This is a genomic window from Afipia sp. OHSU_II-C1, from assembly GCF_000497575.1.
GTDB lineage: Bacteria > Pseudomonadota > Alphaproteobacteria > Rhizobiales > Xanthobacteraceae > Afipia.
On the sequence record NZ_APJI01000006.1, the window covers coordinates 488,310 to 502,945 of the forward strand.

The following is a 14,636-nucleotide window of genomic DNA, read 5'->3' on the forward strand; positions in this document are numbered from 1 at the left end:
TTAGCGGTCCCTGAAGCCGGTGCATGACAGTGGGCCCCGGCGCAAATCGAGGACTTTAGTCATGTCTCTTGGCACCATTCTCGTCATTATTTTGATCCTGATCCTGCTCGGCGTCATTCCAAGCTGGGGCCATAGCGCGAACTGGGGTTATGGCCCGTCGGGAATTGTCGGCACCATTCTGGTGATCGTGGTCATCCTTCTGCTGCTAGGCAGAATCTGACGATGCCCAGCTTGCGCCGGGAGGTGCGCGAGTCAAAAGGTCCGGCGGTAACAGAACCGCCGGACGAGCGGAAAGAACAGCGGCCTCTGACCGTGAGCCGTGCGGACATCATTTCGTTTTCGCTGGTCGCATTGCTGATCATCAGCGTCATCGCCGTTCTCTATGTCGCGCGGGCATTCTTCCTGCCCACGGTCACCGCACTGGTGATCGGAACGATGCTCTCGCCGGCTGCAAAATTTCTCGAGAAATACGGAATTCCCCGATCGGCGTCGGCGGTGCTCATTGTTTCCGCCACCTTCGCCGCGCTCGTTTTCATGATCGCGCTCATCTCCGCGCCGGTGATGGAATGGTCGACGCGGCTTCCGGAGCTCGGTCCGTCGCTGAAGGACAAGTTTCATGTCTTCGATCGGCCCCTCGCATTCTGGCATCAGTTGCAGGCGCTGTTTGGGGCAACCCCTGCACCCGGCGAGCCGGCCTTTTCCCTGCCGAAGATCGAATGGGTCCAGCCCACGCTGGAATTCCTGTCTCCCACGCTTACCGAGATCCTGCTGTTCTTCGCGGTCCTCGTTCTTTTCATTGCAAGCTGGCCGGACCTGCGCCGGGCGCTGATCCTGAACTTTACCGATCGTGACGAGCGGCTGCGCGTCCTGCGCATCCTGAACGAGATCGAAAGCAGCCTCGGCGGCTATCTCCTCACCGTGACACTGATCAACATGGGCCTCGGCATCGCGACCGGACTGATCTGCGCCGTCACCGGGATGCCGAATCCCGCAGGCCTCGGCGCGCTCGCCGCGACACTGAATTACATTCCGATCATCGGTCCGATTGTGACATTCGTCGTGCTCGCCGCCGTGGGCGTTATTACGTCAAGCACGCTCGCCGGCGGGCTGGCCGCCGCGGGCGGCTTTGCCATTGTCGCCTTCATCGAGGGGCATTTTGTGACCCCATCGATTATCGGCCGGCGGCTGGCACTGAATGCGCTCGCGGTCTTTATCGCACTCGCTTTCTGGACATGGCTGTGGGGACCGATGGGTGCGTTTCTGTCGTCGCCCATCCTGATCGTCGGACTGGTCCTCAAGGAGCACTTGATGCCGGTCAAAGACACCCAGTTACCAGACCCGTAAAGCGATGGAACCTTCACGAGAACCGCGCGTTTTCGCACCGCGCCCCGTGGCTATCAGGAGTTTTAGATGTCGAGCACCGATGGTGAAGACGCGATGAAGACCATGACGGACAAAGCAACATCCGAACGCCTTCAGAAGGATTTAGACGCCGTGAAAAACGATATTTCCGCACTCGCAGAGCAGCTCTCGGACGTGATCGAAGCATTCAAGGGCGACGCCCGCAAGCAGGCCAGGCGGGCCTACAAACAGGCCCGTTCCGACGTGGATTCGGTGATGTCGGACATGAGCAAGCGCGGTAGCGAAGCGCTCGACGCGGCGCAGGATTATGCCGGCACGCTCGAGGAGTCCCTTGAAGACGCCATCACGCAGCGCCCGCTGGCTGCGGTCGGCCTCGCCATCGGGCTTGGCTTTCTGATCGGTGTGACATGGCGCCGTTAATCGCCGGATTTTTTCCCGGCCACCGCCGGCATCCGCGCCAGCGGTGGTAACGCCCTGCCATTTTTCGACGAATACTGATCGGGTTTTCAATGTTTCAGAAGTTCATCGATGACTTCCGGGAGAGCACCGGCAGCGCATTGCGGCTCACCTCGCTGGCGATTGCGGTTGCGGTCTGCCTCTTCATCACGACCTCGTTTCTGTGCGCAGCCGCCTTCGTGTTCGTCCTCCAGAAATACGGATTGCTGCAGGCCTGCTTCGCGGGAGCAGGCGTATTCTTCGTGGCAACCGTGCTGGCGGCGATCTGTTACGCCGTCCGCAAACGGCAGATCAAAAAGAAGCCCGTTGAAGCGGCGAAATCCACCATGCAGGCCGCGCTGAGTGATCCCATGGTGCTTGCGGCCGGACTGCAGATCGTGCGTACGATCGGGCTCAAGCGCATCATTCCACTGGTCGCGGTCGGCGGCATTGCACTGGGCCTATTGGCCAGCCGCCGTCCGGCAGCCGGCGACCAACCCGACGAAGAAGAATAAGTTTCGCAACAGCAACAAAACGAAAAAGAGCGCCGCCTGGCGCTCTTTTTTGTTGTTCGCTGGAAGCCGCAGATCAGGTGATGCAACGGCCGGGGGCAAGCTGCCTGGCGACGTCCGTGAGAACACTCACAACCGGTTCGCACGCCACGGGGCGCGTTCCTGCCGATGATCCCTTGCCGGAGCCCACGGTCGATGCCGGGGCCTTGCGCAGGGCATCTGCGCCCTCACCCGCAGGCATCCGGACCATCACCGACGCATCGGCCACGCCCGGCACCTTGAAGGAAATCGTCACGCCGCCAGCGGCAGCCACCACCGGGGCACGATCACCCTTGGCCGAACGATCGACGTTGATTGTGACGGCTTCGCGAGCCGGAGCAGCCGGCATCGCTGTGCTGGCATCACCACGCTGGACCGGACCGAGCAGATCGTTTCCTGCCGACACTTCGAGATGCACGGCACCCAGTGCCAGCACTGCGGCCACCACTCCAAGACTTCCAGAAGCCATGTACGACATCTGACGCCCCTACGCTGCCATGCCGCATGATTGCGGCTTTCGGATTCAACGTGGGCCGCCCGGCTTTCGTTCCGAGCTCACGGGCAAGCGGCTGGAGAAAAAAAGCGCCTCTGGCTGGGAACACTTTCGTGAGACCGGCGTCTTTTCCAGAGCCGGTCAATCCCCCTGCCCCTAATCGACCGGCGTACGGGGGTGTGGTCGTGGTGATGCCGACCGCACCCCTTTTCTTTGTTTGCGTTGGACTGCGAATAGAAAAAGCCGGAACACGGCAAACCCGCGTTCCGGCTTTTTGTGCAATGCCTGATGCCTCAGGAAGCCGCCGCCTTGGGACGGCTACGGGAGTTGCGCTGAAAGAAAAGGGCCTGGCTCGCCACGGCGGACACCATGGCCGGCTGGAACGGCTTCGAGATCAGGAAGGCCGGTTCAGGCCGTTCGCCGGTCAGAAACCGCTCGGGATATGCGGTGATGAAGACCACCGGCACCTCGAACGTCTTCAGCAGTTCATTCACTGCATCGAGCCCCGAACTGCCATCGGCCAGCTGAATATCCGCCAGGATCAGACCGGGCTTCTTCGACTTCGCCAGCGTAATGGCGTCGGTATGGGTCCGGGCGACGCCGATGACATTGTGTCCGAGATTCTTGACCAGGCTCTCGAGATCCATCGCGATGAATGTTTCGTCTTCGATGATCAGCACATCGGTCGCGATTTCGGCGGCCAGTTCGCGGCCGGCGGAATCCGCCAGTTCACGAACATGTGTGATTTCGGTGTTGAGGATGTGGGCGACTTCCTCTTCCGAGAAACCTTCGAGCGACAACAGCAGGAAAGCCTGACGCGGAAGCGCCGTCAGATTCGACAGCCGCTGCTCGGACGCCTGCGCAGGACCCTTGTCGGTGTTCTCATTCAGGGACACCGAATTCCAGATCTGCGTGAATAATCTGAACAGCCCGACGCGCGGCCCGAATTTTTCTTCCAGCAGCGAGGGGTCTTGCAGCAGGGCTTCAAGCATGGCTGCGACATAGGCATCTCCTGATGCCTGGCTTCCGGTCAAAGCGCGGGCATACCGCCGCAACAGTGGCAAATGTTCAGCTACGAGCTGAGAACGAGACATACCCCCTCCAATCGGTCATCAATTCAGGTTCGGCCCGACAGCGCGATTGACCGCCGGTTCCCCCGCTTCGGACTATCTACGCATAAATCGGAGAAAAGTTCCTCCCAGTCGGAACTTTCCGCTCACCCTCCCGTTTATGACTGGATCAGGCGGGCTAACGCTTCGCCGGGGGGACAAAAACTCCCGTGTTTTTAGCGAGTTAGCTCATGGGGAAAAACGGATAAAGCCAATGAAAGATCAAAAGCCGCCGTCAAGCAGGCCACCGGGCAAGCCGGGAGGGCTGAATTCCGAAATTCAATCCAGGATCGGACATCAGTTGCGCGCCATGTACGACGATGTCGTGCGTCAAGGAGTACCGGATCGCTTTGCCGATCTGATTCGTCAGCTTGATTCACAAGAGGCGGCTTCACAGATATCCGGAGAACCGACAAAAGATGGGAGGGACTAATGCCTCTCACTGATTCACTTCGCGATGATATCCTCGCCACTGTTCCTAGTCTGCGTGCGTTCGCTATTTCGCTGAGCGGCAATGCTGACCGCGCCGACGACCTCGTGCAGGAAACGCTGCTGCGTGCGCTTGCGCATATCGACTCGTTCCAGCCGGGATCGAATCTTCCAGCGTGGCTGTTCACAATCCTGCGCAATCTGTTTCGCTCGGACTATCGCAAGCGGCGGCGTGAGGTCGAGGATGCCGATGGCAGCTATGCCAAGACGCTCAAGTCACAGCCAGCCCAGGGCTCGCACCTCGAGTTTGAGGAGTTCCGGACCGCGCTCGACAAGCTTCCGCAGGATCAACGAGAAGCGCTCATTCTCGTGGGCGCATCCGGATTCTCCTATGAGGATGCCGCGGCGATCTGCGGATGCGCAGTCGGCACCATCAAGAGCCGCGTCAATCGCGCGCGGTCGAAGCTGAGCGCCTTGCTCTATGTCGAGGGTGCGGAGGACTTCGGGCCGGATAACACCATTCGCGCCGTGATCGGCGGAGGCGGCGGCTAGCCTGCCACCTCACTGCAAATGAAAAAGCGGCCACCCGCAGGTGGCCGCTTTTGCGATTAGTTGAGGCCGCCAAAGGCCCAGATCAGGATCAGAACGGGAATAGGAATTCCGAGAAACCACAACAGCAGGTATCGTCCCATGGAACTTTCCTTCGCGTGACACCTGCTGCCTAATTCTTCGCGCGAAAGTTTGTTCCTGCGTCGGCCTGGATCAACGCTTCTTCACCGGCTTGCCGATGCGCTCGGTGCGATCCATTTCAGCCTCGTCCACCACGGTCTCCATCGGAGCGGTGAGCTCATAAACGTAGCTGACATCCGTGAAGTAACGCTTCGACGCACCGCCCAGCGCCTCGGGCGCAACGCGGTCCAGAAGCACGAGACCGAATTCGCTGTCCGCACGGCGGGTGGCTGCGCTGGTGTTGAATTCCTCCCAGCGGAAATGGAAAACCGCATCAGGTCCATCGGACACCGTCCAGCCGGCGACGATATGCGGATGCTTGCCGACCAGCGATAAACCTTCATCCGCATGCGATGCCAGTTCGAAGAACAGCAGCGACAGGCTTTGCGCCGCGCGCGCACTGACAGTGATGTCCGGCCCGGTGAGCGCAATGCGATCCGCGTGCGGAATCGCACGCGACTCGAACAGTCCTTTGAGCTTGACGCCCTGCCACTGGCTTTCGCTGAGCAACGACACGACATGCGACATCGCGTGAATCCGGCCGATCAGGAGATCGCGCGCAATATCGACGTCGGCGCCATGACGCATCGTGCGGGTCACGATCGACTGGATCACCGCAAGAATGTTCTTTACGCGATGATTGAGTTCATCGATCACGGCGGTCAGCCGCCGCTCGAAGTCGATGCGGGTCTGGATCTCCCGGCTGAGCCGGACGTTGTTGTAGGACACGTATCCGAACAGGCCGCAGAAAATGAGGGTCAGCGCCGCGCCGATCAGCGACACGATCGCTGCCAGTTCCTGCGCCCGCGTCGCCACATTGGTTTTTGCGTAGTAGATCAGGGTCCAGTCCCGCGCGCCGAAGGACACGACACGCAGCAGCGGCGGATTGTCGGCATCCAGTTGCAGCGGAACGGATGTGACGTTTCCGTCGGCGTCGGAGGTCAGATTGTCCGAAGCATTGCGCGGATCGCGCAGCGCCACCGAGAACAACGACAACTCGTCATTGGTGAGCATCAGCGGCGCCAGCCGATAGGATATGGTCAGAAAGCCTGCAACGGTGGGGCTCGTATCCGCCCGTACCGGCGAGGCCAGCACGATGCCCATGGGACCACCGGTACGCAGCAGCACGAAGGGATCGGAAGATACCGGCCTGTCCTCCTCCACCGCACGATTGAACATCTCCGCGATCACCGGATGATTATTCAGCATGCGACCGACAAAGGTCTTGGTTTCATCGTTCTGCGGCTCGACATCCATCACCACGGTCGCCGGATCGGGTACCGCCACCGGATTCAACGGCGTGTCGTTGAAGTTCCGGATTGTCGGGTTCGGAAAACCGGCAGCCTTCAGTTCGTTCTGCGCCCGGCCGAAATCGGCACGCGGAATACGGGCCACCCAGCTTGCGACAAGAAAATCGGTCTTGAAGGCATAAATCGACGACCGCAACGGCTGCAGTGCATTGGCCATGTTGCCCGCCGGCGAGCGGAACAATCCGACCGCGACACGGGCGAGCAGTTCGCGCTCACTCAGCCGCTCCTGAACCAGACTTGCGTGGGTATCGACCGCGCGCGCCAGCGTGGTCTGTCCGATGGACAGTTCCTGGTCGTAAACCTTCATGGCAGCGAGACCGGAAAGGACCAGTCCGATGATCGCCATCAGTCCGATGATGAAACCGAGACGGAGCACGCAATTACTCGAAAAGGAGAAGGGATGAAAAATGACACCGGCCGGCGAGGCCGGCCTGGCAAAAATCGACGTTGTACGCAGATACCGAACTGCAGGTCATGAGTGCTCTGAACTGACGGATCGTTCGGGCAAACGAACCGGCACGGCTTGAATGGGTCGCGAATGGATTAATGTAAGCGCTGACAGATGGTTCCAGCGACGGGAAAATATACCTCTCAGCGCTCATGGTAAATCCGGCGCAACTCCCCCGTAGCCCGCACGAACGGCAGGCTAGGCAACAACCAGGGCCAGCCCGACGACGACGGCGACGATTCCAAGCAGAACCGCGCCAAGAAAGACGCCGCTATAGTCTCTGCCGGATGCTGCTGCGAAAACAGAATGCTTCATGCATGACTAACACTCCGGCCACCCAGGCGTTCCAGAAAATACCGATGCGGAAGGACGCACCCCCTGTGCAGAAAGGCAGGCGTTGCCTCAGTTAACCTTCTCCGGAACCGAAACCTGAAGGCCGCCCTTTGCCTCGATGAAGCGGATGATGCGATCCAGCCCTTCGCTCTTTTTCAGGTTGGTCATGACGAAGGGGCGCTCGCCCCGCATCCGCTTCGCATCGGTGTCCATCTTCTCGAGCGAGGCGCCGACATGGGGGGCGAGATCGATCTTGTTGATCACCAGCAGATCCGAGCGGGTGATGCCGGGGCCGCCCTTGGACGGAATCTTGTCGCCCGCCGCAACGTCGATCACATAGATGGTCAGGTCGGCCAGTTCCGGCGAAAAGGTCGCCGCCAGATTGTCGCCGCCGGATTCGATCAGCACAAGATCGAGATCGGGAAACTTGACCCGCATGTCGGCCACTGCCGCGAGATTCATCGAGGCATCTTCGCGGATCGCCGTATGCGGACAGCCACCGGTCTCCACGCCCGCAATGCGATCCGGCGTCAGCGAACCTGAGCGAACCAGAAACTCCGCGTCCCACTTTGTATAGATATCGTTGGTGATGGCCGCGATCTCGTAACGCTCGCGCATCGACTTGCAGAGCAGGTCCATCAGGGCGGTCTTGCCCGATCCGACAGGTCCGCCGATGCCGACGCGCAACGGTCCGTTCATGCTGGTGCTCATAGGGACATCTTTCTCAAGATCGAAACAGCCTCGTGTACTGCGTTTCATGGCGCATGCTGGCGAGATCGGCGCGGAACGTCGCGCTGCCGAGATCGTCCAGCGAACCCTGCAAGGATTTCTCCGCCGTCGCGGCGATCGCGCCCTCAAGTGCGGCGAGCACATGCTGGCTGTCGGTTTGCCCGAGCGGGATGAGACGCACGCCAGCCGATATCCAGTTCGACGTCGTGGCGTGGAGAAACGCATGCAGCGTCGAAGACAGCTGAATATCATGCCCCGCCGCGAGAACTCCCACGGCTACCGGGTAGGTGACCGGGCCCGTCACATGCGCGGATAGCAAATCCAGCGCCTCGCAATTCCAGGCCGAGCGGGCAATCTCGACAAAGGCGCGGCCCTGCGCCGTTGTCTCCAGATGCCGTTCGCGCGACGGTGTGAAAGCCGCGGCAAGTTCGGCAATCTCGCCCAGCGTCCCACCGTCACCCACCTCGGCGGCGCGCCATGCGTGGCACAGAAACAGGCCGTCGCAGAAACCGGCGCCCTCCAGCAGCATCGCGGCGAGCCAGTCCTGCAATGTCGCCCTGTCCTTGATGTCGCCAGCTTCGACCGCCCACTCGATGCCGCTGGAATAGGAGAACGACCCGACCGGAAACGACGGCGACAGCCATGTCATCAGGCGAAAGAGCGCAGCCGACTCCTCCGCCCCGGATTCGACGCCATTCTGATCGCGCTCATTTATGGTCATGAGCATGGGAATGACCGTGGTGATGATCATGGTCATGCCCGCCGTGACCATGATCGTGCGCGTGATTATGGTCATGGCGCGCATGATCGTGGTGGCCGTGACCGTGATGATCATGACCATGCGATCCATGACCGCCACCGGAATACGCTCCACCCTCGGGATCGAACGGCGCTTCAATGATGATCACACGCGCGCCGAGGCCGCGCACCATGTCCTCGATCACATGATCGCGGCGGATGCGAAGGCCCTTGCCGATGATCTGTGTCGGCAAGTGACGATTCCCAAGATGCCAGGCGACCCGCACCAGATGATGCGGATCGGTGCCGCGGATCTCCACCAGCGGTTCGGGCGCGGCGACCACCTCGATAAGTCGCCCGTCTTCCAGCACCAGGGCATCGCCGCCGCGCAGGGCGACGGCTTCCTTCAGGTCCAGCAGGAATTCCAGCCCTCGCGTACCGGTCATGGCCATGCGGCGCCGGTGCCGGTCGTCGAAACCGAGGACCACCGTGTCGGCAGCCCCGGTCCAACTGCCGGGCGGGCGAACCTGCGTCGCGCGGATCATGACGGCGTGCTCATAGTTTCTGGACTTCGCCTCCGCTGATGATCTCGATCTCGGTCGGCGAGGCTTTCAACGGCGCGGACAGTTCGCGCCACGCCTTCAGATGCGGCGCGCGGCTGTGCGCGGTGAGATCATCGCGCGTTTCCCAGCGCTCGACGAAGACCAGGGTGTTCGGATCATTCACGCTGGAATGGAGCTCATAGGAGATGCAGCCCTTCTCCTTGCGGGTCTCGGCGATGCAGGTTTTCGCACCAGCGATGAAGGCCTCGCGGCCTTCCGGTTTCACCTTGGTGGTGGCGACGACGTAGATCATCGAACCTCCACGTTCGCCGGCGTAATGACTTCGATCTTCGGCGGCGCTGCGAGACAATTCACGACCACGCGTCCGAACGTCTTCATGTGCTCGGCCTTGCGGTGCGGCACCAGCGCCTCGGCGTTTTCCCACTGCTCGACGAAGACCAGCTTGGTGGGATCTGTCACGCTCTCATGCAGATCGTAGGCGATGTTCCCGGCTTCCTTGCGGGTCTCGGCGATGCAGGCTTTCGCGGCGGCAATCATGTCCGCACGCGTTTCAGGCTTGATGGTCAAAGTCGCAACAACGTAGATCACGGTAATCCTCCCGGCTTTTACTGTTAAGGCCGGGACCCTAGTACATGAAATAGCGCTGCGCCATGGGAAGGACCTCCGCGGGCGCGCAGGTCAGCAATTCGCCGTCGGCGCGCACCTCGTAGGTCTCGGGATCGACCTCGATATTCGGGGTCGCACCGTTGTGAATCATGCTTTTCTTCGATATCCGGCCACGCGTGTTTGAAACACCGTAGAGCTTCTTGTCGATGCCGAGTTTCTTGGCGAGCCCGCCTGCAATCGCCGCTTTCGACGTGAAAACCACCGACGACGCGGTGAGGGACTTGCCGTAGGCGGCGAACATCGGCTGATAATGCACCGGCTGCGGCGTCGGGATCGACGCATTCGGATCGCCCATCGGAGCTGCGACAATGGAGCCGCCCTTGACGATCAGATCGGGCTTGACGCCAAAGAACGCCGGCGACCACAGCACGAGATCGGCCATCTTGCCCTTCTCGACCGAACCGATCAGCTTCGACACGCCATGCGCGATCGCAGGGTTGATGGTGTATTTCGCGATGTAGCGCTTCACGCGGAAATTGTCGTTGTCCTTGCCCTTGTCCTCCGGCAGCGAACCGCGCTGCTTCTTCATCTTGTCGGCGGTCTGCCAGGTGCGGATGATGACTTCGCCGAGGCGGCCCATCGCCTGACTGTCCGACGACAGCATCGACAGCGCGCCGAGATCGTGAAGGATGTCCTCTGCCGCGATGGTCTCCTTGCGGATGCGGCTTTCGGCGAAGGCCAGATCTTCCGCAATCGACGGATCGAGATGATGACAGACCATCAGCATGTCGAGATGCTCGTCGATGGTGTTGCGGGTGAACGGTCGGGTCGGGTTGGTCGACGACGGCAAGACGTTCTTCAGACCTGCGACCTTGATGATATCCGGCGCGTGGCCGCCCCCCGCGCCTTCGGTGTGGAAGGCATGGATGGTGCGACCCTTGAACGCCTTGACGGTGTCTTCGACAAAGCCGGATTCGTTCAACGTGTCCGAATGCAGCATGACCTGAATGTCGTAGTCGTCGGCGACCGACAGGCAGTTGTCGATGGCGGCGGGCGTGGTGCCCCAGTCTTCATGGAGCTTGAGCGCACACGCACCGGCCTTGATCATCTCCACCAGCGCGGCGGGACGCGAGGCGTTGCCCTTGCCGGAAATGCCGAGATTGACCGGAAACGCGTCGAACGACTGGATCATCCGCGCCATGTGCCACGGTCCCGGTGTGCAGGTGGTCGCGAAGGTGCCGTGCGATGGACCTGTGCCTCCGCCAAGCATCGACGTGACGCCACTCATCAGCGCATGTTCGATCTGCTGCGGACATATGAAATGGATGTGCGAATCGAAGCCGCCGGCGGTGAGGATCTTGCCTTCACCCGCGATGATGTCGGTGCCGGGACCGATGATAATGGTGACGCCGGGCTGAATGTCAGGGTTACCCGCCTTGCCGATGGCCGAGATGTAGCCGTCCTTGATGGCGACATCGGCCTTGACGATGCCCCAGTGGTCCACGATCAGCGCATTGGTGATGACGGTATCGGCCGCGCCCTGCTTGTTGGTGATCTGCGACTGGCCCATGCCGTCGCGAATCACCTTGCCGCCACCGAACTTCACTTCTTCGCCGTAGACGGTGAAATCCTTCTCGACCTCGATGATCAAGTCGGTATCGGCCAGCCGGACCTTGTCCCCTGTCGTGGGACCGAACATGTCCGCATAGACGGAGCGAGAAATTCTGGTGGCCATTAGTATGCCCCTGTCCTGAAATTGATGCCGCTCACAACTTGCCGCTCACATCGCCGCGGAAACCGTAGATCGTACGTTTACCAGCCACCGCGACGAGATTGACCTCGCGCGTCTGGCCCGGCTCGAAGCGAACGGCTGTCCCCGCCGCGATGTCGAGCCGCATGCCGCGCGCTTTCTTGCGGTCGAACTTCAGCGCCGGATTGGTCTCGAAGAAATGATAGTGCGAACCAACCTGAATGGGCCGGTCGCCGGTGTTGGCCACCGTCAGCGTCACCGTCTTGCGGCCGGCATTGAGTTCGATATCGCCGTCCTTGATGAAGAGTTCACCGGGGATCATCCTGAAGTCCTCAACGAATGGGTTCGTGAACGGTGACCAGCTTCGTCCCGTCGGGGAACGTCGCTTCGACCTGAATGTCGTGAATCATCTCGGCGATGCCATCCATGCACTGCTCGCGCGTGATGACCTCCGCACCGGCTTTCATCAATTCGGCGACGGTGCGGCCGTCACGCGCGCCTTCAATGATGAAATCCGAGATGATCGCAATCGCTTCAGGATGATTGAGCTTCACGCCTCGTTCGAGGCGCCGCCGCGCGACGATGGCGGCCATGGAAACCAGGAGCTTGTCTTTTTCGCGAGGAGACAAATTCATGCGGGCAGTATCCGGTTTATCTGAATTCTAGTTAAGCCAAAGTCGCGGCAAGCCCGATGGGCTCACACGTTCCAGCACTTTCATCATATCGGCGCGGAGCCGCGCCGCATCCTGGGCGCAGAAACGCGCCATTGCAAATCCGTTCCACGCCGAGACCCCGGCCTCGGCCCCGAATGCATCGGAGACTTCACGGATGTGCTCGACGATGGATTCATCGCCCGGCACGATCAACGCCGTACCGACGGCGACGCCGCCGTTCGCGACAGCGCGGCGGGCCAGCTTGGCCGCAATGTCGCCTTCGAGCCGGATGGTTTCGGCAAAGGCAAGCTTGCCGCCGATCCGCATCCGCCAGCGATCGGTGAAACTGCCGTGCGCCATGATCTCGCCCATGGCGGCGCGCCCGAACACAACGATTTCGCACAGCAGAAGCGACGCGCTCTGCGCTAGGTCGATGTCGATCCGGCGCAGGACCCGGGCCTGATCGAACACAATGGTTTCCTGAGGCAGCCAGCACAGCCGCGCATCGGCCGCGGCGCGCAGCGCAATGTTCACCTGGGCTTCGGGCCCGTGAGAACGGTAGACCTTTTCCGCAGCGGCCGTGGTCACGGTGAGATGGGCGCCATCCCCGGCGGCGATGTCGATATCGAAGCGGTCGCCGCCTGCGACCCCGCCGGCCGTGTTCACGAACACTGCGGAAAGCCCCTGCTGCTCGGGGGAGGGAAACCGCACCCGCAGCGAGCCTTCTTCATGCAACTGGCGGCGGCGCGTGGCGCCGTCTTTCAGATGCACATCGAACTTCACCGCGCCGACCGCACGGTTAGCCGCGAATGTCTCGGACACCGTTGGTGTGATATCGCCCCGCATCCGCCTGCCAGTCCCTGCAAAATCCCGCGCGTTACAGCGCCATCTGACGGCTGATCTCGGCGGGATCCAGATTGCTGCGGTCGCAGGTGAATTTCACCGCACCGCGATCCATGACCGCGAAATTGTCGCCGAGCTCGCAGGCAAAGTCGAGATACTGTTCGACCAGAACAATGGCCATGGTGCCAAGGCTGCGCAGATAGGAAATGGCACGGCCGATGTCCTTGATGATCGACGGTTGGATGCCTTCGGTCGGCTCATCCAGCAGCAGGAGCTTGGGCCGCATCACCAGCGCACGGCCGATAGCGAGCTGCTGCTGCTGCCCGCCCGAGAGATCGCCGCCGCGCCGCCCCAGCATGGTTTGCAGAACTGGAAACAGCGAAAACACGTCGTCGGGAATGGTGCGGTCGTTGCGCTTCAGCGGCGCAAATCCGGTCTTGAGGTTTTCTTCCACTGTCAGCAACGGAAAGATTTCCCGGCCCTGCGGAACGAACGACATCCCCTTGCGCGCACGCTCATACGGCCTGAGGCCGGCAATATCGGCCCCATCGAAGGTGATCGAGCCGTCCTTGATCGGATACTGCCCGACCATGGCGCGCAGCAAACTGGTCTTGCCGACCCCGTTGCGGCCGAGCACGCAGGTGACCTTGCCGGGCTCTGCCGTCAGCGACACGCCGCGCAAGGCCTGCGCTGCGCCGTAGTAGAGCGTGATGTTTTTGACATCCAACATAGCTTTACTTTCTGCGCATGATCTTGCCCGAAAACCGGTACCCACTTTTCGGGATCATGCGCTAACGCCCCAGATACACTTCAATGACGCGCTCGTTGGACGACACCTGATCGAGCGTGCCTTCCGCGAGAACCGAACCTTCGTGCAGACATGTGACGCGGACGCCGAGTTCGCGCACGAATGTCATGTCGTGCTCGACGACAACGACGGTCTTTTCCTTGTTGATCTCTTTCAGCAGTTCGGCGGTCTGATGCGTCTCCACATCCGTCATCCCCGCCACCGGCTCGTCGACCAGCAACAGTTTCGGGTCCTGCGCCAGCAGCATGCCGATCTCGAGCCATTGCTTTTGCCCGTGCGACAGAGCACCCGCGAGGCGATCGCGTGAATCCTTCAGGCGGATGGTCTCAAGCACGCGCTCGATCCGCTCGCTTTCATCCGGCGTTTCGCGCCAGAACAGCGTGCCACGCACCTTGTGATCGACATTCAACGCCAGCAGCAGATTGTCCTCGATAGTCTGGCTCTCGAACACTGTCGGCTTCTGGAATTTACGGCCGATGCCAAGCTCGGCGATCTGCGTCTCGTCGAGTCGCGTCAGATCGGTCTTGCCGTCGAACAGCACATCGCCCTCGTCCGGCTTGGTCTTGCCGGTAATGATGTCCATCATCGTGGTCTTGCCGGCGCCGTTGGGGCCGATGATGGCCCGCATCTCACCCGGCGCAATGACCAGCGACAGGTTGTTGATGGCGTGGAAGCCATCGAACGAGACGTGCACGCCGTCGAGGTAGAGCATGGCCGACGTCGCGCGGGTGTCCATGACGTTCATGC

General features: G+C 61.0%; 20 protein-coding genes. 6 read left to right on the plus strand and 14 right to left on the minus strand.

The window, feature by feature from the left end:
- Nucleotides 1-61 precede the first annotated feature (61 nt).
- From I554_RS26285 to I554_RS0107605, 4 genes are all read left to right on the plus strand, one after another.
- Nucleotides 62-220 carry a DUF3309 family protein gene (locus tag I554_RS26285; RefSeq protein WP_006022707.1) on the plus strand — a complete coding sequence of 53 codons (159 nt, stop codon included), beginning with the start codon at nucleotides 62-64 and terminating at the stop codon, nucleotides 218-220.
- 2 nt (nucleotides 221-222) lie between these two features.
- The gene (locus I554_RS0107595) at nucleotides 223-1,344 is read left to right on the plus strand and encodes an AI-2E family transporter (protein ID WP_024576921.1); all 1,122 of its coding nucleotides are present in this window, start codon (nucleotides 223-225) and stop codon (nucleotides 1,342-1,344) included.
- A gap of 66 nt (nucleotides 1,345-1,410) precedes the next feature.
- Complete coding sequence (locus tag I554_RS0107600) at nucleotides 1,411-1,782, plus strand: DUF883 family protein (RefSeq protein ID WP_024576922.1); 372 nt, start codon at nucleotides 1,411-1,413, stop codon at nucleotides 1,780-1,782.
- 89 nt (nucleotides 1,783-1,871) lie between these two features.
- Entirely contained in the window at nucleotides 1,872-2,312 is a 441-nt protein-coding gene (locus tag I554_RS0107605; protein ID WP_024576923.1) for a hypothetical protein, read from the plus strand.
- Between the two features lie 73 nt (nucleotides 2,313-2,385).
- Here the strand turns inward: I554_RS0107605 and I554_RS0107610 are convergent, their stop codons facing one another.
- On the minus strand, nucleotides 2,386-2,826 hold the full coding sequence (locus I554_RS0107610; protein ID WP_024576924.1) for a hypothetical protein: 441 nt from the start codon (nucleotides 2,824-2,826) through the stop codon (nucleotides 2,386-2,388).
- Nucleotides 2,827-3,134: 308 nt separating this feature from the next.
- Entirely contained in the window at nucleotides 3,135-3,935 is an 801-nt protein-coding gene (locus I554_RS0107615) for a response regulator (RefSeq protein WP_024576925.1), read from the minus strand.
- 229 nt (nucleotides 3,936-4,164) lie between these two features.
- On the opposite strand from I554_RS0107615, the gene I554_RS26290 reads away from it, so the two are divergent.
- Both I554_RS26290 and I554_RS0107620 read left to right on the plus strand, forming a co-directional pair.
- Nucleotides 4,165-4,383 (plus strand): NepR family anti-sigma factor, encoded by a 219-nt coding sequence (locus I554_RS26290; protein ID WP_081710749.1) that lies wholly within the window; start codon nucleotides 4,165-4,167, stop codon nucleotides 4,381-4,383.
- Nucleotides 4,383-4,931, plus strand: a complete 549-nt coding sequence (locus I554_RS0107620) for a sigma-70 family RNA polymerase sigma factor (RefSeq protein WP_024576926.1) — start codon at nucleotides 4,383-4,385, stop codon at nucleotides 4,929-4,931. Before I554_RS26290 ends, I554_RS0107620 begins: the two co-directional genes overlap by 1 nt.
- A gap of 210 nt (nucleotides 4,932-5,141) precedes the next feature.
- Here I554_RS0107620 and I554_RS0107630 read toward each other — a convergent pair whose 3' ends face one another.
- The 12 genes from I554_RS0107630 to urtD all read right to left on the minus strand — a co-directional run bounded on the left by I554_RS0107630 (nucleotide 5,142) and on the right by urtD (nucleotide 14,634).
- Entirely contained in the window at nucleotides 5,142-6,794 is a 1,653-nt protein-coding gene (locus I554_RS0107630) for an HWE histidine kinase domain-containing protein (protein ID WP_024576927.1), read from the minus strand.
- Nucleotides 6,795-7,268: 474 nt separating this feature from the next.
- Nucleotides 7,269-7,910 carry an urease accessory protein UreG gene (gene ureG / locus I554_RS0107640; RefSeq protein WP_024576928.1) on the minus strand — a complete coding sequence of 214 codons (642 nt, stop codon included), beginning with the start codon at nucleotides 7,908-7,910 and terminating at the stop codon, nucleotides 7,269-7,271.
- Between the two features lie 13 nt (nucleotides 7,911-7,923).
- Complete coding sequence (locus I554_RS0107645) at nucleotides 7,924-8,655, minus strand: urease accessory protein UreF (protein ID WP_024576929.1); 732 nt, start codon at nucleotides 8,653-8,655, stop codon at nucleotides 7,924-7,926.
- Nucleotides 8,636-9,211, minus strand: a complete 576-nt coding sequence (locus I554_RS26295; RefSeq protein WP_081710747.1) for an urease accessory protein UreE — start codon at nucleotides 9,209-9,211, stop codon at nucleotides 8,636-8,638. Before I554_RS26295 ends, I554_RS0107645 begins: the two co-directional genes overlap by 20 nt.
- Before the next feature lie 10 nt (nucleotides 9,212-9,221).
- A complete protein-coding gene (locus I554_RS0107655) occupies nucleotides 9,222-9,521 on the minus strand; it encodes a putative quinol monooxygenase (RefSeq protein ID WP_024576931.1) in 300 nt (99 codons plus the stop codon).
- Nucleotides 9,518-9,817 (minus strand): putative quinol monooxygenase, encoded by a 300-nt coding sequence (locus I554_RS0107660; RefSeq protein WP_006022719.1) that lies wholly within the window; start codon nucleotides 9,815-9,817, stop codon nucleotides 9,518-9,520. The genes I554_RS0107655 and I554_RS0107660 overlap by 4 nt, the downstream gene beginning before the upstream one ends.
- A gap of 37 nt (nucleotides 9,818-9,854) precedes the next feature.
- On the minus strand, nucleotides 9,855-11,570 hold the full coding sequence (gene ureC / locus I554_RS0107665) for an urease subunit alpha (RefSeq protein ID WP_024576932.1): 1,716 nt from the start codon (nucleotides 11,568-11,570) through the stop codon (nucleotides 9,855-9,857).
- Nucleotides 11,571-11,601: 31 nt separating this feature from the next.
- Nucleotides 11,602-11,907, minus strand: coding sequence for an urease subunit beta (locus I554_RS0107670; protein WP_024576933.1), 306 nt, complete (start codon nucleotides 11,905-11,907; stop codon nucleotides 11,602-11,604).
- Nucleotides 11,908-11,917: 10 nt separating this feature from the next.
- Nucleotides 11,918-12,220 carry an urease subunit gamma gene (locus I554_RS0107675; RefSeq protein ID WP_024576934.1) on the minus strand — a complete coding sequence of 101 codons (303 nt, stop codon included), beginning with the start codon at nucleotides 12,218-12,220 and terminating at the stop codon, nucleotides 11,918-11,920.
- A 27-nt stretch (nucleotides 12,221-12,247) separates the two neighbouring features.
- The gene (locus I554_RS0107680; RefSeq protein ID WP_024576935.1) at nucleotides 12,248-13,084 is read right to left on the minus strand and encodes an urease accessory protein UreD; all 837 of its coding nucleotides are present in this window, start codon (nucleotides 13,082-13,084) and stop codon (nucleotides 12,248-12,250) included.
- A gap of 31 nt (nucleotides 13,085-13,115) precedes the next feature.
- A complete protein-coding gene (urtE, locus tag I554_RS0107685) occupies nucleotides 13,116-13,811 on the minus strand; it encodes an urea ABC transporter ATP-binding subunit UrtE (RefSeq protein ID WP_024576936.1) in 696 nt (231 codons plus the stop codon).
- Nucleotides 13,812-13,872: 61 nt separating this feature from the next.
- Nucleotides 13,873-14,634, minus strand: coding sequence for an urea ABC transporter ATP-binding protein UrtD (gene urtD, locus I554_RS0107690; RefSeq protein WP_024576937.1), 762 nt, complete (start codon nucleotides 14,632-14,634; stop codon nucleotides 13,873-13,875).
- Nucleotides 14,635-14,636 lie beyond the last annotated feature (2 nt).